The sequence below is a fragment of the Pseudomonas borbori genome, from assembly GCF_900115555.1.
Classification (GTDB): domain Bacteria; phylum Pseudomonadota; class Gammaproteobacteria; order Pseudomonadales; family Pseudomonadaceae; genus Aquipseudomonas; species Aquipseudomonas borbori.
Genome location: NZ_FOWX01000003.1, coordinates 22,438 through 41,908 on the forward strand (window position 1 = coordinate 22,438; position 19,471 = coordinate 41,908).

Annotated in this window: 17 protein-coding genes, 1 tRNA gene and 1 pseudogene; all 19 read right to left on the minus strand. The window is 65.0% G+C overall.

Annotation, left to right across the window (positions count from 1 at the left end; genetic code table 11):
- Positions 1-6: 6 nt before the first annotated feature.
- A pseudogene (locus tag BM315_RS25360) lies at positions 7-393 on the minus strand (methyl-accepting chemotaxis protein); the annotation flags it as partial.
- A gap of 763 nt (positions 394-1,156) precedes the next feature.
- On the minus strand, positions 1,157-1,885 hold the full coding sequence (locus tag BM315_RS02695; protein ID WP_090497566.1) for an ABC transporter ATP-binding protein: 729 nt from the start codon (positions 1,883-1,885) through the stop codon (positions 1,157-1,159).
- Positions 1,885-2,643 carry an ABC transporter ATP-binding protein gene (locus tag BM315_RS02700; protein WP_090497568.1) on the minus strand — a complete coding sequence of 253 codons (759 nt, stop codon included), beginning with the start codon at positions 2,641-2,643 and terminating at the stop codon, positions 1,885-1,887. The genes BM315_RS02695 and BM315_RS02700 overlap by 1 nt, the downstream gene beginning before the upstream one ends.
- Entirely contained in the window at positions 2,640-3,671 is a 1,032-nt protein-coding gene (locus BM315_RS02705; RefSeq protein WP_090497570.1) for a branched-chain amino acid ABC transporter permease, read from the minus strand. Before BM315_RS02705 ends, BM315_RS02700 begins: the two co-directional genes overlap by 4 nt.
- Before the next feature lie 22 nt (positions 3,672-3,693).
- Complete coding sequence (locus tag BM315_RS02710) at positions 3,694-4,554, minus strand: branched-chain amino acid ABC transporter permease (RefSeq protein WP_090497572.1); 861 nt, start codon at positions 4,552-4,554, stop codon at positions 3,694-3,696.
- Between the two features lie 237 nt (positions 4,555-4,791).
- Positions 4,792-5,979: an ABC transporter substrate-binding protein gene (locus BM315_RS02715; RefSeq protein WP_090497574.1), complete on the minus strand. Its 1,188-nt coding sequence runs from the start codon at positions 5,977-5,979 to the stop codon at positions 4,792-4,794.
- 111 nt (positions 5,980-6,090) lie between these two features.
- Positions 6,091-7,365, minus strand: coding sequence for an OprD family porin (locus BM315_RS02720; protein WP_090497576.1), 1,275 nt, complete (start codon positions 7,363-7,365; stop codon positions 6,091-6,093).
- A 143-nt stretch (positions 7,366-7,508) separates the two neighbouring features.
- Positions 7,509-8,738, minus strand: a complete 1,230-nt coding sequence (locus BM315_RS02725) for a benzoate/H(+) symporter BenE family transporter (protein ID WP_090497578.1) — start codon at positions 8,736-8,738, stop codon at positions 7,509-7,511.
- 183 nt (positions 8,739-8,921) lie between these two features.
- Positions 8,922-9,863: a catechol 1,2-dioxygenase gene (gene catA, locus BM315_RS02730; RefSeq protein WP_090497580.1), complete on the minus strand. Its 942-nt coding sequence runs from the start codon at positions 9,861-9,863 to the stop codon at positions 8,922-8,924.
- Between the two features lie 32 nt (positions 9,864-9,895).
- The gene (gene catC, locus BM315_RS02735; protein ID WP_090497582.1) at positions 9,896-10,186 is read right to left on the minus strand and encodes a muconolactone Delta-isomerase; all 291 of its coding nucleotides are present in this window, start codon (positions 10,184-10,186) and stop codon (positions 9,896-9,898) included.
- 32 nt (positions 10,187-10,218) lie between these two features.
- Positions 10,219-11,340 (minus strand): muconate cycloisomerase family protein, encoded by a 1,122-nt coding sequence (locus tag BM315_RS02740; RefSeq protein WP_090497584.1) that lies wholly within the window; start codon positions 11,338-11,340, stop codon positions 10,219-10,221.
- Positions 11,341-11,365: 25 nt separating this feature from the next.
- A complete protein-coding gene (locus tag BM315_RS02745; protein WP_090497586.1) occupies positions 11,366-12,706 on the minus strand; it encodes an MFS transporter in 1,341 nt (446 codons plus the stop codon).
- Between the two features lie 68 nt (positions 12,707-12,774).
- Positions 12,775-13,539, minus strand: a complete 765-nt coding sequence (locus tag BM315_RS02750; RefSeq protein WP_090497588.1) for a 1,6-dihydroxycyclohexa-2,4-diene-1-carboxylate dehydrogenase — start codon at positions 13,537-13,539, stop codon at positions 12,775-12,777.
- 114 nt (positions 13,540-13,653) lie between these two features.
- Positions 13,654-14,664 (minus strand): benzoate 1,2-dioxygenase electron transfer component BenC, encoded by a 1,011-nt coding sequence (benC, locus tag BM315_RS02755; RefSeq protein ID WP_090497590.1) that lies wholly within the window; start codon positions 14,662-14,664, stop codon positions 13,654-13,656.
- A gap of 81 nt (positions 14,665-14,745) precedes the next feature.
- On the minus strand, positions 14,746-15,234 hold the full coding sequence (benB, locus tag BM315_RS02760) for a benzoate 1,2-dioxygenase small subunit (RefSeq protein WP_090497592.1): 489 nt from the start codon (positions 15,232-15,234) through the stop codon (positions 14,746-14,748).
- Positions 15,235-16,596 (minus strand): benzoate 1,2-dioxygenase large subunit, encoded by a 1,362-nt coding sequence (benA, locus tag BM315_RS02765; protein WP_090497593.1) that lies wholly within the window; start codon positions 16,594-16,596, stop codon positions 15,235-15,237. It abuts the gene before it with no gap.
- 289 nt (positions 16,597-16,885) lie between these two features.
- On the minus strand, positions 16,886-17,842 hold the full coding sequence (locus BM315_RS02770) for an AraC family transcriptional regulator (RefSeq protein ID WP_090497595.1): 957 nt from the start codon (positions 17,840-17,842) through the stop codon (positions 16,886-16,888).
- Positions 17,843-18,109: 267 nt separating this feature from the next.
- The gene (locus BM315_RS02775) at positions 18,110-18,955 is read right to left on the minus strand and encodes an IclR family transcriptional regulator (RefSeq protein WP_090497597.1); all 846 of its coding nucleotides are present in this window, start codon (positions 18,953-18,955) and stop codon (positions 18,110-18,112) included.
- A 400-nt stretch (positions 18,956-19,355) separates the two neighbouring features.
- Positions 19,356-19,431 (minus strand) — tRNA-Lys (locus tag BM315_RS02780).
- Positions 19,432-19,471 lie beyond the last annotated feature (40 nt).

The window sequence follows — 19,471 nt, forward strand, 5'->3', positions numbered from 1 at the left end:
ATAGCTTTACTCATGCCGATCGAGCAGACACCCCAGCCCTTCGGCCAGTTCGCGCTGGCGCTGCAGGCCCTGCATGACCCGGCCGACGATTTCCATGCGTTCGCGCGCCCCGACGCGCAGCGCATCCATGGCCTCGTGGGCGGCGGCCGTGGTGTTCAGACCGCTGAGGGCCGACTGGTCGACCTGGCCCAGACCATCGCTGGCTTCGTCGGCGGCGCTTTTCAGGCCCTTGGCGATCTGCATGATCTGCTCGCTGGAGTCGTTGGCGCGCACCGCCAGGCTGCGCACCTCGTCGGCCACCACGGCGAAGCCGCGACCGTGCTCGCCAGCGCGCGCCGCCTCGATGGCCGCGTTGAGCGCCAGCAGATTGGTCTGCCGGGCGATGTCCTGGATGCTGCCGACAATCGCGCCGATACGCCGCGACTGCTCGCCCAGGGTGTTGAACACCTCGCCGGTACGCCGCAGGTAATCGGCCAGCTCGCCGATCGACTGGCGGGTGGCCTGGATGCTCTCGGCACTGCTGCTGACCTTCGCGCCGGACTGCTGGGCCAGCTGGGTGGCGACGTGCATGTCGGCCTGGCTCTGCTCGATGGCGCGCAGCAGCTCGCCCTGATGCTGGCGCAATGCGGGATCGAAAACAGGCTCGGGCGGCGGGCTGGCGAGCGGCACTTGTACCGGCGCCTGCAGGCGTGCCGGCGGCTGCGACCAGTCGCAGTTCTGCAGCACCCGCTCGATGATTTGCGGCGGCTGGGTCAGGTAGAAGAAGGCGGCCAGCAACCCGGTGATGACCACGCCAGCTGCCACGCCGGATTCCCAGCTGCCACTGGTCAAAAAGACCAGGGCCACAGCCCCCAGCAGGTTGCCGGTCAGCAGCGCGCTGGCCAGATGCTTGCGCCAGCTGCTGCGGCCCATTGCTTGATCGCGCTTCATGGATGCTCTCTTCTCTCGTCAAACCAAAATAAGGCCATCCCCCGCTATGCGTTGCATGAGGGAAGGTGCTTCGCCGCGTCCACGCCGCCGCGCTGCAGGAGCGGGGGGACGCCCAGCTCCCTGCCCGCGAACGGTGGCGGGGCTGGCAATTTCGCGGCCATGGGCCGCTCCTACTTGTGATATCCGCCGTAGCCAGAGCCGGGCGCCTGGGCACCCTGCCCCGAAACTACAAGCCGATATGGCTCTGCAGGATCTGCGGCTGGCCCTTCAGCGCCTGGCTGGGACCGTCATAGACCACCCGGCCCTTGACCATGATCATGCTGCGGTCGGTGAGGTCGAGCAGCACCTTGACGTTCTTGTCGACCACCAGGGTGGCGATGCCGCTGGCCTTGATCAGGCGGATCACGTCCCAGATTTCCTTGCGGATCAGCGGCGCCAGGCCTTCGGTGGCCTCGTCGAGAATCATCAGCTCGGGGTTGGTCAGCAGCGCGCGGCCGATGGCGACCATCTGCTGCTCGCCGCCGGAGAGGTTGCCGGTGAGGTGGCCGAAACGCTCGGCCAGGCGCGGAAAGGTCGCCAGCACCCGCTCAAGATCCCAGTCGCGGCGACCGTCCACGCCCGGGCGCGCGGCCATCACCAGGCTTTCGCGCACCGTCAGGTTGGGGAACATGCCGCGGCCTTCCGGCACATAGCCGATGCCGCGGCGGATCACCTGGTGCGCAGCGCTGCCGGTGAGGTTTTCGCCCCTGATCCGCACCTCGCCACTGCGCGGCGGGGTCAGGCCGAGCAGCGAGCGGATGGTGGTGCTCTTGCCCACGCCGTTGCGCCCGAGCAGGGCCAGGGTTTCCCCCGGCGCGATCTGCAGGTCGACGCCATGCAGCACATGGCTGTTGCCGTAGAAGGTGTGCAGGCCGCGCACCTCGACCAGCGGGGTTGCCGTCGTTGTCGTGCTCATCAGAATTGCTCCTCGCCGTCGCCCAGATAGGCTTCCTGCACCGCAGGGTCGTTGCGCACCCGCTCCAGCGGACCGCTGGCCAGCATCTGCCCGTTGACCATCACGGTCAGGGTCTTGGCGATGCTGAACACCGCGTCCATGTCGTGCTCGACCAGCACCAGCGAGTAGTCGCGCGACAACTCGGCGAGCAACTCGACCACCCGGCTCGATTCTTCCTTGCCCATGCCGGCCATGGGTTCATCCAGCAACAGGAAGCTCGGCTCAGTGGCCAGCACCATACCGATCTCCAGCTGGCGCTGCTCGCCATAGCTCATGGAACTGGCGGTGCTGTGGCCCTTGCTGCTCAGGCCGCAGGCCTGCAGGGCTTGCTCGGCGCGCTCACGCACCAGCGGGTAGCTGTCGCTGCGGCGGAAGAAGCGGAAGGAGTTCTTCATCCGCGACTGCGCGGCGAGCAGGCAGTTTTCCAGACAACTGAAGCTGGGGAAGATATTGGTGCGCTGAAAGCTGCGCCCCACCCCCAGGTGCGAGACCTGGTTCGGTGCCAGGCCGGTGATGTCCCGGCCGTTGAAGATCACCTGGCCGCTGCTGGGGCGCAGATGGCCGGAGAGCAGATTGACCATGGTGCTCTTGCCCGCGCCGTTGGGGCCGATGATGGCGTGGATCTCGCGCGGTGCGACCTGCAGGCTGATGTCGCTGACGGCGCGCAGCCCGCCGAAGTGCTTGCTCAGGCCGCGGGTTTCCAGAATCAAGGCGCTCATTGTTCGGCCTCCTGTTTGATCGTGCCGGCCAGCGGCGCTTGCGTGGTCTTGCTCGATTCACGTTGCGCCAGTTGCAGCAACAGGCCGGCGATCCCGCGCGGCAGCAACAGCACCATGGCGATCACCACCACGCCCATCGGCAGCTCCCAGTGCGGGGTCAGGCTGGCGAACCAGTGATGCAGGCCCTCGAAGGCGAAGGCGCCGAGAATCGGCCCGAACAGGCTGCCCATGCCGCCGAGAATCACCATCACCAGGATATGCGCCGACATCTGCCAGCTCAGTTGGCCGGGGCTGACGAAGCCGTACTGGGTGGCCGAGAGCATGCCGGCGTAACCGGCGATAGTGCCGGCGATGACGAAGGCCGCCAGCTTGTAGAACAAAGGGTTGAAGCCCATGGCGCGGACCCGCTGTTCGTTCTCCTTGATGCCCAGCAGCACCCGGCCGAAGGGTGCACGGAGGAAGGTGCGCAGCAGGACGAACAACAGCCCCAGGGAGGCCAGCACCACATAGAACAGGGTGGTGCGGTTCTCCAGGTCGAGCAGCTGCACCCCGGCGATGGCCACCTCGGGCTTCATGAACAGGTAGGCACCGTCCGAACCGCCGGCGAAGGACGCATCGTGGAACAGGTAATAGAGCATCTGCGAGAAGGCGATGGTCACCATGATGAAGAAGATCCCCGAGGTGCGGATGATCAGTACCCCCATCAACAGCGCGGCCAGGGCGCTGACGCCCAGGCACAGCGGCAAGGCGATCCAGATGCTCAGCGCCGCGTATTCGGGGGCGAACAGCACCAGGGCATAACCGGCCATGCCGAAGAAGGCCGCCGAGGCCAGGCTGACCATGCCGCTGACCCCGACCAGCAGGTCGAGGCCGAGGGCGACAATGGCCAGGATCATGATGCTGGTCAGCTGCTGGAGAAAGAAGTCGTGCTGTTCACCGGCGAGCATTGCGCCGAACAAGGGGTAAGCGGCCATCAGCAGCAACAGCAGCGCGAGCAGCAGCTGGATCGGGCGAGGTAATGCATGCATAAGAAAGTTCCCGAAATGGTTATTAGGCGAACAGCCCGCGCGGCTTGAACAACAGCACCACGGCCATCAGCACGTACACGGCCATGCCGGCGTATTGCGGCACCAGCACCGCGCCCCAGGTGGCGGTCAGCCCGACCAGCAAGGCGCCGAGAAAGGCCCCGCGAATCGAGCCCAGGCCGCCGATGACCACCACCACGAAGGCGATGATCAGGATCTGGTTGCCCATGCCCGGATACACCGACGACACCGGCGCGGCGATCATCCCGGCGAAGGCGGTCAGCGCCGCACCGGCGGCGAACACCAGGGTGTAGATCAGGCGGATATCGATGCCCAGGCACTGGACCATCTCGCGGTTGCTCGAGCCGCCGCGGATGATCATGCCCAGGCGGCTGCGTTGCAGGACCAGGTACATGGCCAGGGCGATCGCCGCGCACACCGCGGAGATGAACAGGCGGTACAGCGGGTAGTCGAGGGTTTCGGTGAGCTGGATCGAACCGCTGAGCACTGCCGGGATGGCCACGCTGTGCACGTCGTTGCCCCAGACGATGCTGCGCAGCGAGTCGATGACCATGATCAGGCCGAAGGTCATCAGCACCTGGTCGAGGTGCTCGCGCCGGTACAGCGCCTGAATCAGGAAGCGCTCGATCAGCACCCCCAACAGCGCCGCCAGCGGCACCGCCAGCAGGATGGCGAGGAAGAAGTTGTCGACCAGCCCGCTCAACCAGTACATCAGGTAGGCGCCGACCATATAGAGCGCGCCGTGGGCCAGGTTGATGATGTGCATGATGCCAAAGATCAGGGTCAGGCCGCTGGCGATCAGAAACAGCAGCAAGCCGTACTGCAGACCGTTGAGGGTCTGGATAAGAATGGTGGAAAGTTCCATCGGGCATACCAAGGTCAGAAATCAGGCAGGCCCGCCCCCTGGCCACGGCCGGACGGTCGGGCGGGTCAACGGCCTCGAGCGACGCGAGCGAGGTTCCGGACAAGGCGTTGCGACGGGTCATAGCCGGCTATGACCAGGTGCAACAACGCGGGATCCAGGCCTCGGCAGGCGAACTCGATGCAGCCAACCCGCCCCACCGGTCAGCCGCTGGCGGCCAGGGTGCGGGGACGACGCTAGCTACTGCAGCTTGCAGCCCGGCGCAGGGTCGGCCAGGGCGGCGGCAGCCGTGCTGACCACCACATTGGCGCCGTCACGCACCTCGCGCAGGTAGATGTTCTGCACCGGGTTATGCGCCTTGGAGAAACTCCAGGCGCCGCGCGGGCTGTCGATCCGGGTATCGGCCATGGCCGCATTCCAGGCGGCGCGGTCCTGGGTATTGCCGTTCACCTTGGCCAGCGACTGGGCCAGCAGCAGGCCGCTGTCGTAGCCCTGCACCGCGTAGATGTCGGCCTCCTTGCCGAACTTCTGCCGGTAGTCCGCGCGGAACGTGTTGTTCTGCGGGGTATCCAGGCTGTCGGCATAGTGCAGCGTGGTCAGCAGGCCGGTCGCGGCCGAGCCTTGCGCGGCCAGGGTGCCTTCGCTGAGAAAGCCCGAGCCGAGCAGCGGGATCTTGCCTTGCAGGCCGGCCGCGGCGTAATCCTGGACGAACTTGGCCGCGCCGCCGCCGGCGAAAAACACGAACACCGCATCGGGCTTGAGTGCGGCGATTTCGGTCAGTTGCGCCTGGAATTCCACATCGGGGAAGGGCACGTAGATTTCCTTGCTGACGGTGCCGCCGGCCTTCTCGAAACCTTCCTTGAAGCCCTCCACCGATTCGGTGCCGAAGCCGTAACGCCAGGCCACGGTGACGATGTTCTTGTAGCCCTTGTCCGCCGCCACCTGGCCCATCGGGTAGGCGGTCTGCCAGGAGGTGAAGGAGGTGCGGAAGATGTTCTCTGCGCACAGCGGCCCGGTCGCCGCGTTGAAGCCGGCGTTGGGGATGATCAGCGGCACGCCGGTCTCGCGGGCGACCTTGACCGCGCCCATGCCGACCCCGGAGTGCACCGGGCCGACCACCACGTCGACCTGGGAGCCGGCGATCAGCTTCTGCATGTTCGGCACGGCCTTGCCGGGATTGGCTTCGCTGTCGACCACCACGTATTCCACCGGGCGGCCGCCGAGGTTGTTGCCCTGTTGTTCGATGGCCAGTTTGAGGCCGTTGGTGGTGGCCTCGCCCAAGGCGGCGAAGGTGCCGGTATAGGGCAACAGCAGGCCGATTTTCACGGGCTCTGCTGCCTGCGCGGCGCTCGCCGCGAGGGCCAGTGCCAGGACACTAGTGGTGAAGGTGGAACGGAACGAGCAAGGCATCTTGTTATTGTTGTGCATGGTTATCTCCGGCTGCGCTCTGCGGCGCAGCATGCAAGGCAAAGGTCGTTCGATTGGCATTTTCTGTCGAGCCGCCGGCACCAGGGCCGAGCGCTCGTGGCGCACTCACCGTCAGAGCAGGTTCCAGCTGTAGTTGAAGATCAGGCGGTTCTCGTCGACATCGGTGCGGTAGTTGGAACGCGCGGTGACGTTGCGCACCTTCACGCCCAGGCCCTTGAGCGAACCGCTCTGCACCACGTAGCCGATGTCCAGGTCGCGCTCCCACTCCTCCCCCTCGAAGCCGCGGCCGGTATCGACGTTGTCGCCCTTGATGTAGCGCACCCCGGCGACCAGGCCTGGCACGCCCATGGCGGCGAAGTCGTAGTCGTATCGCAGCTGCCAGGAGCGCTCGTCGGCCGAGTCGAAGGTAAAGGTCGGCACCTCGTTGCCCAGCGGGCTGACGTTGGCGAACACCCGCGGCAGGCCGTGGTCGCCGAACATCGCCTGGTAGCCGAGATAGAGGGTATGGCCGCCAAGCTTGGCCGACAGCAGGGAGTAAAAGGCCTGGTTGTCGATCTCGCCCGCCAGTTGCTCGCCGTCCTCGGCCGAATCGAAATAGCCCAGGTTGGCGCCGAGCACCCAGTCGCCGAGCGGCTCGCTGTGCTTGAGGCTGAAGTGGCGCTGGTTGTAGATATCCTCCAGCTGGGCATACCAGGCGCCGACCGAGGTGCGGTTGGCGTTGAAGGCGTAGTCGGCACCGGAATAGTTGAAGCGGTCGGTGGTGATCAGCCCGCCACCATTGCGCAGCGGGACGAAACCGAGCATGGCGCCCAGTTCCTCATCACCGGCCTCGTTGCGCAGGCTGGTGGAACGCAGCTGACCGCCCTGCAGAGTCAGACCGGCGATCTCGTTGGAGACGATGCTGGCGCCCTGGTAGGTCGGCGGCAACAGGCGGATATCGCCGAAGTACAACACCGGCAGCATCAGCTGCTGTTCGCCGATTTTCAGCTCGGTCTTCGACAGCCTGACCTTGAGGGCCGCGCCCAGGCGGCTGTAATCATCGGCCGCCCGGCCCTCGTCGGTTACCGGCAACAGGCCGGTATTGACCCGATCCGGGCTGCTGTCGAGCTTGAGCCCCAGCAGGCCGATGGCATCCACACCGAAACCGACCGGACCTGAGGTGTAGCCGGATTTGACGTTGAGGATGAAGCCCTGGGCCCACTCCTCGGCCTTGGACTGCTGGTTGGGCCCGACGATGTCGGAGTAGTCGCGACTGAAGTAGTAGTTACGCGCCTGCAAAGTCGCGGTGCTGTCTTCGATAAAACCGCCCGCCTGCACCAGGGCTGGCAGGCTGAGGGCTACTGCTACGGACAGCAGGACAGGCTTCACATTCGGATACTGAGTCATGGTTTAGCTCTTTGTTGTTATTGATAGTGGGCTGTTGCGCCACCCTTGCCGGGGACGAACCCGGCAACGCAAGTGGGTGGTGTGACCGTCGCCGCGCCGCCTTCGGGTCAGGTGCGGCGGCAATGCTCATGGGCCAGAGGTGGCTAACCGGTCGCCTCCTCCTTGGCCAGATTCGTGGTATGCAGCGGCGCTGCGGCTGGTAGCGAGGCGCGCCGAACACTCAGCAGCAGATGAGCGGCGATGCCGAACATCAATCCCCAGAAGGCCGCCGACAGCCCCATGAAGGACATGCCCGAAGCCGTCACCAGAAAGGTGATCAGCGCCGCTTCGCGGTCATCCGGCTGGGCCATGGCGCTGGTCATGGCCGCGGCAATCGCGCCAAACAGCGCCAGCCCGGCCAGGGCTGCGATCAGTTCCTTGGGGAAGGCGGTGAACAGCGACACCAGGGTGGCGCCGAACAGCCCCAGCAGCAGGTAGGCCAGACCGCCGACCACCCCGGCGACGTAACGCCGGGCCGGGTCTTCGTGGGCTTCGCGGCCGGTGCAGATGGCCGCGGTGATCGCGGCCAGGTTGAGGCCATGGCAGGCGAAGGGGGCCAGCAGCAGCGAACCCAGGGCGCTGCTGGTGATGATCGGGCTGGCCGGGGTCTGGTAACCGGCGCCGCGCAACACCGCCATACCCGGGACGAACTGCCCGGTCAGGGCCAGCATCACCAGCGGCAAGGCGATATTCAGGCTGGCAGCCAGGCTGAATTCGGGACTGATCCACACCGGCGTGGCCAGGCCGATGACCAGTGCCTCCTGGCGCAGGTCGCCGGTGGCGAAGGCAATGCTGCAACCGACCAGCAGCACCGCCAGCACCGCATAGCGTGGCGACAAGCGCTTGACCAGCAGGTAGCTGGCGAACATCGCCAGCACCAGAAAGGGTTTGGCCTGCAACGAGACGAACAGCCCGGTGCCGAAGCTGAACAGGATACCGGCCAGCATGCCGGCGGCAATCGCCGCGGGCAGCTTGCCGATAAGGCGGTCGAAGGTACCGCTGATGCCGACCAGAAAGATGATCAGGCTGGCGACCATATAGGCACCGACCGCCTCGTTCAGACTGATCTGCGGCAGCAGCGAGACCAGCAACGCCGAACCCGGCGCCGACCAGGCGATGATGATGGGCACGCGGTAACGCAGGCTGAGGCCGATGCCCAGCACCGCGCTGCCGATGGAAATCGCCCAGACCCAGGACGACAGCACGGCATGTGACAGCCCCGCGCTCTCGGCCGCCTGGAAGATGATCACCAGGGGCCCGGCGTAGGAAATCACGGTAGCGATGAAACCGGCCACCACGGCGGACAGGGAGAAATCATTGATCAAGGCTTTCATGGGGCCTCGCAAGGTAGTCATGGCGCTCCTCGGGGAGCGCTCTCGTTGTTTGTGGGCCCCGTGGTCACGGATTGAACCGCTCACACGGGGCCCGCGCCGTAGAGTGCGCCGCGCGCACCATGCAAACGACACGCGACATCATTGGTGCGCACGGCCTGGGCGGCCCCGCGCACCCTACGGACTTCAGGCCTGTTGCAGGGCCCGCGGGCGCTTGCTGCGCTGCTCGGCTTCGGCTGCCGGGGCCATCTGCAGCTGGAAGTCGAACTGCAGTTCGGCAAAGCGGCTGCCTTGCACGCCACGGTCATTGGCGGCAGCGGCGTCCTCGACGAACTTGATGTCGCCGACCAGGCCGTCGCGGGTGGCGTAGGCGAAGTCGTCCCACAGGTACTGCTCGCCGGCCAGGTTGATCTGGGTGGTCAGGTGGCGGTGGCCCGGTGCGGAGATGAAGAAGTGGATGTGCGCCGGACGCTGGCCGTGACGGCCGAGCAAGTCCAGGCACTCCTGGGTCGGACCGTCCGGGGAGCAGCCGTAGCCGCAGGGCACGATGCTGCGAGCGCGGTAGCGGCCGTCGGCATCGGTGACGATTCGCCGACGCAGGTTGTAGTCCGACTGGCTCTTGTCGAAGTAGGAGTAGTTGCCCTGGGTGTTGGCATGCCACAGGTCGACCACCGCACCGGCCACAGGCGCGCCCTGGGTGTCGCGCACCACGCCTTCGAGGAACATCACGGTGGCGGAGTCCAGCTCGCTGCCGTCGTCCATCCGTACTTCGCCTTCGGCCAGCGGCGCGCCGGCGACATACAGCGGGCCTTCGATGGTGCGCGGGGTGCCGCCGGTCAGGCCGGCTTGAACGTCCTTGGCGTCCTGCAGCACATCGAGGAAGTGCTCCAGGCCCAGGCCTGCGACCAGCAGACCGGCTTCATTGCGCCCGCCCAGGCGATTGAGATAATCGACGCTTTTCCAGAACTCGTCGTCGGTGATTTCCAGGTCTTCGATGATCTTCGCCGCATCGCTGACGATGCGCAGCATGATCTGCTTGATACGCGGGCTGCCCTGGTCGTTGTTGAGGCCGCTGGCTTCTTTGAACAGGTCCTGGATTTCGGCAGTGTGGCTGACTTTAACGGTCATGGTGGTTACCTCGGTTTTTGTTGTAGGAGCAATCAACGGTCGTCGTCACGGATCGACGAGGGATGCCGGCACAGGGCGTCGATCTCGATCTCCATGTAGGGAAACAGCGGCAGCTGCAGCAGGGTGTCGTGCAGCTCCTGCACGCTGTCCAGGTCGAATACGCTGTAGTTGGCGTACTGCCCGGCGATGCGCCACAGGTGGCGCCACTTGCCCTCGCGCATCAGACGCTGGGCCAGTTCCTTCTCGTCCGCCTTGAGCTGGGCGGCCTTGGCCGGGTCCATGTCCAGCGGCAGTTTTACGGTCATCTTTACGTGGAACAGCATGGGGCTCTCCTCTCGAGTTAGGGGCGGCCGGCTCAGGGGCGACGGAAGAACGCCAGGCGCTCTTCGTCGAGGCTCAGGCCGAGGCCCGGGGTACGCGGCACGTGCAGGGCAAAGTCGCGGTACTGCGGCGCTTCGTTAACGATTTCTTCGGTCAGCAGCAGCGGGCCGAACAGCTCGGTGTGCCAGGTCAGCTGGTTCAGGGTGAGAAAGGCATGGGCCGAGGCCAGGGTGCCGATCGAACCTTCGAGCATGGTCCCGCCGTACAGGGCAATGCCGGCCGCCTCGGCGATCGCCGCAGTGCGCAACACGGCACGCGGGCCACCGTTCTTGGCGATCTTCAGGGCGAACACGCTGGCGGCACCGTCGGCGGCCAGGCTGAAGGCGTCCTCGACGCTTTCGATCGATTCGTCGGCCATGATCGGTGCCGGGCTGCGCTGATTGAGGCGCACCTGGCCGCTGCGGTTGATCCGCGCAATCGGCTGTTCGATCAGGTCGATAGCGTTGTCGCCGAGCACCTGGCAGGCGCGCAGGGCCACCGACTCGTCCCAGGCCTGGTTGACGTCGACCCGCACGCTGGCGCTGTCGCCCAGGGCGCGCTTGATCGCGATGACGTGCTGGAGATCCCGGTTGACCTCGCCCGCGCCGATCTTCAGCTTGAAGATGCGGTGGCGACGGATTTCCAGCATGTGCTGGGCTTCGGCGATGTCCTTGGCGGTGTCGCCACTGGCCAGGGTCCAGGCCACTTCCAGGCTGTCGCGCACCCGACCGCCGAGCAGCTCGCTGACCGGCAGACCGAGGCGCTTGCCCTGGGCATCGAGTAGCGCGCTTTCCAGGCCGGACTTGGCGAAGGTATTGCCCTTGGCGGCCTTGTCCAGACGCAGCATGCAGGCGTTGATATTGGCGGCGTCCTGACCGATCAGCAGCGGCGCCAGGTGGCTGTCGATGTTCTGCTTGATGCTTTCCGGGCTCTCGTTGCCGTAGGCCAGGCCACCGATGGTGGTGGACTCGCCGAGGCCTTCGATACCGTCGGCACAGCGCAGGCGAATCACCACCAGGGTCTGGCGCTGCATGGTGTGCATCGCCAGCTTGTGCGGGCGGATGGTCGGCAGATCGACGATGATCGCCTCGATGCTTTCGATCAGGACTTGGCTCATTTCAGGTAGGTTCCGCAGGTTGGGGTCAGGAAGCCGTGACCGCCGGCAGCGGCGCGGCACTGCGGCTGCGCTGGCTGCTGATGGCGAACACGCTCATGGCGATGGCGGCGATGGCGCCGGGAATGGCGAAGGCCAGGAAGTTGAGTTGCAGCGGCAGGTTGATGCCCAGCAGCGCACCACCCAGCAGCGGGCCGACGATGGCGCCGTTGCGGCCGATACCCGAGGCCCAGCCGAGGCCGGTGGAGCGGATCGACAGGCCATAGAACTGCGCGGCGCAGGCGTACAGCAGGATCTGCGTGCCGATGGTGGTGGCGCCGGCGACAAAGATCAGCAGGTACAGCAGCGGCGTCGGGCTGTTGAAGCCGAGCAGACTGATCGATAGCGCGGCGGCGACGAAGAACGCCACCATCACCTTGACCAGGTTGAAGCGGTCGCCCAGCCAGCCACCGAGGATGGCGCCGGCCATGCCGCCGAAATTCAGCGCCAGGAGAAACGACAGGCTCGAGCCCAGACTGTAGCCGGCGTTGGCCATCAGCTTCGGCAGCCAGGAGCTCAAGGCGTAGACCATCAGCAGGCAGCAGAAGAACGCCAGCCACAGGCACAGGGTGCGCACGGCGCGGCCTTCGCGGAACAGTTCGAGCACGGCGCCGCCCTTGCCCTTGGTATCGGTCAGCAGCAGCTGATCCGTGGCGCTGATCTGCTGGCCCGGCTCGATCTTGGCGAGAATGGCGCGGGCCTGGGCAGTACGCCCCTGGCGCACCAGGAAACCGACCGACTCGGGCAGCAGCCAGAAGATCAGCGGCAACAGCAGCAGCGGCACGGCGGCGGCGAAGAACATCGACTCCCAGCCGAAGCGCGGCAGCATATAGATGCCGACGCCGGCGGCGAGCATGCCGCCCACCGAGTAGCCGCTGAACATCACCGCCACCAGGGTGCTGCGCAGGCGCTTGGGCGCGTATTCGTTCATCAGCGCCACGGCATTGGGCATCAGCCCGCCGCAGCCGAGCCCGGCAATGAAGCGGCAGATGCCGAACTCGGTGGGGTTGCTGGCGAAACCGTTGACGATGGTGGCGCTGGAGAACAGGGCGAAGCAGATGGCGATGCCCTTCTTGCGTCCGATCCTGTCGGCCAGGGTGCCGAAGGTCAGGGCGCCGAACATCATGCCGAACAGCGCGTAGCTGCCCAGGGCGCCGGCCTGCAGCGGGGTCAGGCCCCACTCCTGCATGATCGCCGGCAACACCACGCCGTAGATGAACAGGTCATAGCCGTCGAAGATCAGCAGCAGCGCACAGAGCGCCATGACCATCCAGTGAAAGCGCGCGAAGCGCGCGTTATCTATAACCTCGTGGACATCGATATTTCGCATGGCATCGGTTCTCTCTTTTGTTTTTGTTGTGAAAAGCTCGTGTGGTGCTTTTGTAGGAGCCGGGCTGCTTAACCCAGGTCGCCACCGCCCACCGGCAGGGTCACGCCGGTGATATAAGCGGCGTCGTCGGAGGCGAGGAACAGGATCGCCCCGGCCTGCTCGTCGATGCTGCCGTAGCGTTTCATCAGGCTGCTGCTGAGGGTCTGGTCGACGATCTGCTGGTACCAGGCCTGCTCCTGCTCGCTCTGCGCGGCGCTGTTGCGCGGGATGCGCCGTGGCGGCGCCTCGGTGCCGCCGGGTGCGGTGGCGTTGACCCGGATGCCGCGCTCGGCGGTCTCGAAGGCCAGGCAGGCGGTCAGGGCGTTGACCCCGCCCTTGGCCGCGCCGTAGGGCACGCGATTGACCCCGCGGGTGGCGATCGAGGAGACGTTGACGATGGCGCCGCTGCCCTGCTCGAGCATCTGCGGCAGTGCGGCGTGGCAGCACCACAAAGTCGGGAACAGCGAACGACGCACTTCGGCCTCGATTTCGTGCGCCTGGTAGTGCTCGAACGGCTTGGCCCAGATGGTGCCGCCGACGTTGTTGATCAGGATGTCCAGGCGGCCGAAGCGCTCGACCGCCGCGGTCATCACCCGCTGGCAGTCGGCAAACTGCTCGAGGTCGGCGGTCAGGCACAGCACCGCCTCATGCTCGGCCAGCTCGAACACCAGCTCGGAGCGGTCCACCGCCACCAGCTGCGCGCCCTCCTCCAACATCCGCTCGGCGACGCGCCGGCCGATGCCCTGAGCGGCGCCGGTGACCACGGCGACCTTGTCCTGGAAACGTTTGTTCATGAACCACCTCGCTTGCGCAGCCCGGATGCAATCCGGGAAATCCGCCAGAGAACCCCGGGCTACTGCACGAATAAAACAGGCCCGCTCACCCAGTAAGCGGACCAAAGGAGCCTGTCAGGCGCTGGCGGCGAACTTCTCGTAGTAGAAATTCGCCGGCGCGATGCCCTGTTCGCGGATGTACTGGCTGACCGCCTCGACCATCGGCGGCGGGCCGCACAGGTAGACATCCACGTCGCCGTCGTTGAGGTGCCTGGGCGCGATGTGCTGGGTGACGTAGCCCTTGTGCGGGTAGCTGCTGTCCGGGCTGGCCACGCAGGCGCTGTAGGTGAAGTTGGGGATGCGCGCGGCCAGGGCCTCGAGCTTGTCCATCTCGACCAGGTCGAAATCGTTGGTCACCCCGTAGATCAGGTGCAGCGGGTGTTCGCTGCCCTGCTCGGCAATCTTCTCGAGCATCGCGGTGAAGGGCGCCAGGCCGGTGCCGCCGGCCAGCAGCAACAGCGGCCGTTTGATTTCGCGCAGGTAGAAACTGCCCAGCGGGCCGGCCAGGGTCATGCTGTCGCCGGCCTTGGCCAGCCCGGTGAGGAAGCTGCTCATCAGGCCGCCCGGCACGTTGCGGATCAGAAAGCTGACTTCGCCGTCCTTCTGCAAGGTGCTGAAGGAATAGGCGCGGCTCTGCTCGCTGCCCGGCACCTTGAGGTTGACGTACTGGCCCGGCAGGAACGCCAGCTTGCTCAGGGATTCGCCCTTGATCGACAAGGCGATGGTGCTGTCGGACAGCTGACGCACCGCGCTGATCGCCGCCTCGAAGCTGGCCTGCTGGGTCTTGCAGACGTCGCTTGAGGCCGGCACGCGCACCACGCAATCGCTTTCGGCGCGCATCTGGCAGGTCAGTACATAGCCCTGCTCGGCTTCTTCCGCGCTCAGGGCATCCTCGACGTATTCCTCGCCCAGGTCGTACTGACCGGCTTCGGCGAAACACTTGCAGGCGCCGCAGGCGCCGTCACGGCAATCCAGCGGAATGTTGATGCCCTGGCGGTAGGCGGCATCGGCGACGGTCTCGCCGAGGTTGGCGTCGATGAAACGGGTGACCCCGTCTTCGAAATTCAGTGCGATCTTGTGGCTCATGGCACACCTCGCTATACGGTTTTCGGCGTGCAGAGGCCCGAGACGGGAGGCAACGCCCCCGTCGGCAGCCCTGCAGCGGATTCAGATGTGATAAACGTCGATGACCTGGCGCACGTAGTCGTTCTTCAGCACCACCTTCTTGGCCTTGATCAGCGGGTTCGGCCCGCTGGTGTCGAGGCTGTAGAAGCTGGTGCCGTAGAAGTGGTCGACGACCTTGTAGCGAAAGCTCATGGTGTGCCAGTTGAAGCGCAGCTGGCACAGGCCATCGGCCGGCTCGAGCAGCTCGATGTTGCTGATGTTGTGCGAGGTGCGCGTGTCCGGGATGGTGGCACTGGAGCGCTCGGTGCGGATGCGGAACACCCGGTCTTCCAGGCCGCTGCGGTTGCCGTACCAGATCAGCGAGATCTCGGTCTGGGGATTTTCCACCAGCTGGTCGCGGTCGTCCCAGGCCGGCATCCAGAAGGTGGCGTCGCTGGCATACAGCTCCAGCCACTGGTCCCACTGCTTGTCGTCCAGGTAGCGCGCTTCGCGGTAGAGGAAGTCACGCGCGGCTTCGTAAGTCAGGCTCATTTACGCGCCCTCCACATGAATCAGTTGATCCTGCTGTTCCTTCAGCGCCTCGATCATCTGCTGCTGCCAGTAGTGGTGCTGCAGCACGAACAGGCCTTCGTCTTCGGTACGCACGCCGCTCATCAGCGGATGCAGGTCGATTTCCCTGGCCGCGTCATCGGCGCCCTCGACCCAGTGTTCGCAGCCGCGGGACATGTCGTTCCACTCCATGGCCCGACCGGCGAAGCCCTGCTGGCAGGCGCGGAACTCTTCCAGGTCGTCCGGGGTGGCCATGCCGCTGACGTTGAAGAAGTCTTCGTACTGACGGATGCGCCGGGCGCGGGCCTCGGCGCACTCGCCTTTCGGCGCGATGCAGTAGATGGTCACTTCGGTCTTGTCCACCGACAGCGGCCGGGCAATGCGCAGCTGCGAGCCGAACTGGTCCATCAGGTACAGGTTCGGGTACAGGCAGAGGTTGCGCGAGTTGCCGATCATCCAGTCGGCGCGAGCTTCTCCAAACTCGGCGGCGAGACGATCGCGCTCGGCGAACAGCGGCCGGTCCTCGGGGTTGTCCCAGCGAGTCCAGAGCAGCAGGTGGCCGTTGTCGAAGGAGTAGAAACCACCGCCCTTCTTGCCCCAGCCGCCGGCGCTCATGGCGCGGATATCGTCGCCGGCTTCCTTCTGCTTGCGCTGCTGCTGGGTCGCGGCGTAGTTCCAGTGCACCGCGGTGACGTGGTAGCCGTCGGCGCCGTTCTCCGCCTGCAGCTTCCAGTTGCCCTCGTAGACATAGGTGCTGGAGCCGCGTAGCACTTCCAGGCCGTCGGCGGACTGGTCGACGATCATGTCGATGATCTTCTTCGACTCGCCGAGGAAGTCCTCCAGCGGCGCCACGTCCTCGCGCAGGCTGCCGAACAGGAAGCCGCGGTAGGACTCGAAACGGGCGACCTTCTTCAGGTCGTGGGAGCCGTCGCAGTCGAAACTCTGCGGATAACCGGCTTCCTTGGGGTCCTTGACCTTGAGCAGCTTGCCCGAGTTGTTGAAGGTCCAGCCATGGAACGGGCAGGTGTAGGTAGCCTTGTTGCCGCTCTTGAAGCGGCAGAGCATGGCGCCACGGTGACTGCAGGCGTTGATGAAGGCATTGAGCACCCCCTCCTTGTTGCGCGCGATGAAGATCGGCTGGCGCCCCATGTGGGTGGTGTAGTAGTCGTTGTTCTCGGGGATCTGGCTTTCATGGGCCAGGTACAGCCAGTTGCCCTCGAAGATGTGCTGCATCTCCAGGTCGAACAGGCGGGGGTCGGTGAACATCTCGCGCTTGCAGCGGAAAATGCCCTTGTCTTGGTCTTCTTGCAGCAGGCCGTTCAGGTAATCGAGTCGCAGGGTCATCGCCGTGGCTCCGTTATTATTGTTTCAACGGAATCAAGGCTACGACTCGGGGACGCCGGACAATATCCAGTTTGTACACGACCTTTATCCGTTTTCTGCAGGGCGCGAACGATGGCGCGCCAACCCACACGTAGGGTGCGCCGTGCGCACCAAAAACGCGGAGAAAGATCAGGATTTGCGGCGTCGGTTGGTGAACAAGCTTCGCACCAACTCGCTACGACATATGCCTCTGGTGCGCACGGCCTAGGCGGCCCCGCGACACCCTACAGGCCATACGAAAACGTAGGGATCAGGACTCGCGCCGGCGCAGGGTGTCCGAGGGCAATTCGCCGAAGGTGCTCTTGTAGCTCTCCGAGAAACGCCCCAGGTGCAGGAAGCCGTAATCCAGCGCCACCTCGGTGACGTTGCGCACCTTGGCGGTCGGATCGATCAGGCAGGCATGCACCTTCTCCAGTTTCTTGCTGCGGATGTAGTGCTTCGGCGTGGTGCCGGCGTTGCGCTCGAACAACGCGTAGAGCGAACGCGGACTCATGCGTACCACCTCGGCCAGCTGCTGCAGGCCGATGTCCTGCTTGAGATTGTCTTCGATGTACTGGGCGATCCGCTCGAACGACCGGCAACTTTCGCCCAGCTCCTCGCGCCCGACGTTGTTGGCCAGCAGGCCGAGCAGCTTGGTGGCAATGATCCGCGCGTATTGCTCCTGCACCTGGGCCAGCGGTTGCGCGCTTTCCGCCTCTTCACAGACCAGACCGAGCAGATTGACGAAACCGTCCAGCTGGCGCAGGTCATGCCGTGCGCCGAAGCGGATGCCGTCGACCGGACGGCGCCAGTGATTTTCGCTGCAGGCCCGGTCGAGAAAGGTCGCTGGCAGCTTGACGATGAACTTCTCGCAGTCGCCGGAATAGGTCAGGTCGACCGGATCGTCCGGGTTGATCAGCAACAGCTCGCCAGGGGTGAAATAGTGCTCCTCGCCCCGCCCACGCCACAGGCAATGCCCCTGCAACAGGATCTGCAGGTGGTAGATGGTTTCCAGAGCCGGCGAGGTGACCCGCACACTGCCGCCGTAACTGATCCGGCACAGATCCAGGCTGCCGAAGGTGCGGTGGCTCAGACTGGCCTCGGGCCGGCCACTTTGCGGCAAACGAATGCAATGCGAACCGACATGCTGATTGACATAATCGGAGACGGCGTAGGGGTCGGCATTGTGAAATACCCGACTCTTCTCGTTAAGCAGACGACAGTCCATGGCTCACGGTGCTCTTATAGTTTTTCTGACGCTGAGGGTCGGCACAAGCAAGGCATCCGCCCACAGTCTTTTATTGATACAGGCAAAACAGCCATAGGGTGGCCTGCACCGATCAACGGTCGGCAACAGCTACCCGCCAAGCCTATCGCTCGACTCGTTGGCAGCCATCCCATCGGCTATGACAGCTTAGTGAATTTGAACAGAAGCAAGATAGTCAGTGCGCGATAACCGCACACATTCGCTCAAGGAAACGCCACCACGCCCGGTTTACATTGGCTTGAACAGCTGACTGCTCAGCTCGCGGCTGGCGCTGAGCATGATCGGCAGGAAGCGCTGCTCCAGTTCGCTGGCCGGCACCCGCCCGGCATGGGTGCTGACGTTCATCGCGGCCAGTACATGGCCGGACGAGTCGTACACCGGCACCGCCAACGAACGCAGCCCTTGCTCCAGCTCCTGATCGACCAGGCACCAGCCCTGCTGACGCACCTGCTGCAGGCACTCCCAGAGCGCCTGCGGGGTATGCAGGGTGCGGCTGGTCTTGGCCTGCAGATCGGCGTGATTGAGGTAATCGTGCAGGCTGTCGTCGTCCAGCGCGGCGAGGAGGATGCGGCCCATCGACGTGCAGTAGGCCGGCAGGCGGCTGCCGACGCTCAAGTCCACCGAGATCAGCCGCTGTGGAATCGCCGAGCGGGCGATGTAGAGCACCTGCTCGCCTTCCAGGGTGGCCAGGTTGCAGGCCTCGTGCAGCTGCTCGCTGATGCGGTCCAGGTAGGGCTGCGCCGAGACCGCCAAGGGCGTGGACGACAGGTAGGCATGGCCGAGGGTCAGCACCTTGGGCAGCAGCGAATAGGTACGTCCGTCGCTGGTCGCATAGCCCAGTTTCATCAGGGTATACAGGCAGCGGCGCACGGCCGCGCGGGGAATCTCGGTGCGGTGGCTGATCTGCGCGATGGTCAGGTGGCGCTTGCGCTCCTGGAAGGCATTGATCACCGCCAGGCCTCGGGCCAGCGAGGTCATGAAGTTCGGATCGCCGCTCAGCTCGGCGATGCGTTTGGCCGGTGAAACATACACCGGCGGCACCAGGCCGGACAGCGACGGACGCGCATCGGTCATACGACCTCCAAAGCAGGTGGGAGCGACAACGATGCGATTATCGAACGCTAGGCCGATAATCGCAATCGCTCCGACCGACCGGTAACCTTGCCGCCACTCAGCCAGCACCCGTTGCGTCCAGCTGGCTGCTGCAGGCCGGAGACGATCCAACCCAGCAAGCGAGATTGCCGCACCGGCTGTTGTGGCGCGCCCCTCCCCCGCCCGTCACGCCAATGACCGCGATAAGGGATGAGGATCGCTACTGCTTATTCAGGCTGAAAACGCCGTCGCGAAAGCGTTTCACAAGCCTTGATTCCCCGGCTAGCCGCGGCTGCGGGTAAAAGCAGCGGACACAAAAAAGCCCGGATGCCTTTGCGATAAGGACATCCGGGCTTTCTATAACCTTCCGTGGAAGGGTGTTTGGTGGGTCGTGTGGGATTCGAACCTACGACCAATTGGTTAAAAGCCAACTGCTCTACCAACTGAGCTAACGACCCGATGCAGGGCGCATGATACTGATTTAATTCAGGAAATCAA

Excerpts from the sequence above, each read along its gene's own strand:
- BM315_RS02695 (WP_090497566.1), bottom strand. The coding sequence starts at position 1,885 with ATGAGCACGACAACGACGGCAACCCCGCTGGTCGAGGTGCGCGGCCTG.
- BM315_RS02700 (WP_090497568.1), bottom strand. The coding sequence starts at position 2,643 with ATGAGCGCCTTGATTCTGGAAACCCGCGGCCTGAGCAAGCACTTCGGC.
- BM315_RS02705 (WP_090497570.1), bottom strand. The coding sequence starts at position 3,671 with ATGCATGCATTACCTCGCCCGATCCAGCTGCTGCTCGCGCTGCTGTTG.
- BM315_RS02710 (WP_090497572.1), bottom strand. The coding sequence starts at position 4,554 with ATGGAACTTTCCACCATTCTTATCCAGACCCTCAACGGTCTGCAGTAC.
- BM315_RS02715 (WP_090497574.1), bottom strand. The coding sequence starts at position 5,979 with ATGCACAACAATAACAAGATGCCTTGCTCGTTCCGTTCCACCTTCACC.
- BM315_RS02720 (WP_090497576.1), bottom strand. The coding sequence starts at position 7,365 with ATGACTCAGTATCCGAATGTGAAGCCTGTCCTGCTGTCCGTAGCAGTA.
- BM315_RS02725 (WP_090497578.1), bottom strand. The coding sequence starts at position 8,738 with ATGAAAGCCTTGATCAATGATTTCTCCCTGTCCGCCGTGGTGGCCGGT.
- catA (WP_090497580.1), bottom strand. The coding sequence starts at position 9,863 with ATGACCGTTAAAGTCAGCCACACTGCCGAAATCCAGGACCTGTTCAAA.
- catC (WP_090497582.1), bottom strand. The coding sequence starts at position 10,186 with ATGCTGTTCCACGTAAAGATGACCGTAAAACTGCCGCTGGACATGGAC.
- BM315_RS02740 (WP_090497584.1), bottom strand. The coding sequence starts at position 11,340 with ATGAGCCAAGTCCTGATCGAAAGCATCGAGGCGATCATCGTCGATCTG.
- BM315_RS02745 (WP_090497586.1), bottom strand. The coding sequence starts at position 12,706 with ATGCGAAATATCGATGTCCACGAGGTTATAGATAACGCGCGCTTCGCG.
- BM315_RS02750 (WP_090497588.1), bottom strand. The coding sequence starts at position 13,539 with ATGAACAAACGTTTCCAGGACAAGGTCGCCGTGGTCACCGGCGCCGCT.
- benC (WP_090497590.1), bottom strand. The coding sequence starts at position 14,664 with ATGAGCCACAAGATCGCACTGAATTTCGAAGACGGGGTCACCCGTTTC.
- benB (WP_090497592.1), bottom strand. The coding sequence starts at position 15,234 with ATGAGCCTGACTTACGAAGCCGCGCGTGACTTCCTCTACCGCGAAGCG.
- benA (WP_090497593.1), bottom strand. The coding sequence starts at position 16,596 with ATGACCCTGCGACTCGATTACCTGAACGGCCTGCTGCAAGAAGACCAA.
- BM315_RS02770 (WP_090497595.1), bottom strand. The coding sequence starts at position 17,842 with ATGGACTGTCGTCTGCTTAACGAGAAGAGTCGGGTATTTCACAATGCC.
- BM315_RS02775 (WP_090497597.1), bottom strand. The coding sequence starts at position 18,955 with ATGACCGATGCGCGTCCGTCGCTGTCCGGCCTGGTGCCGCCGGTGTAT.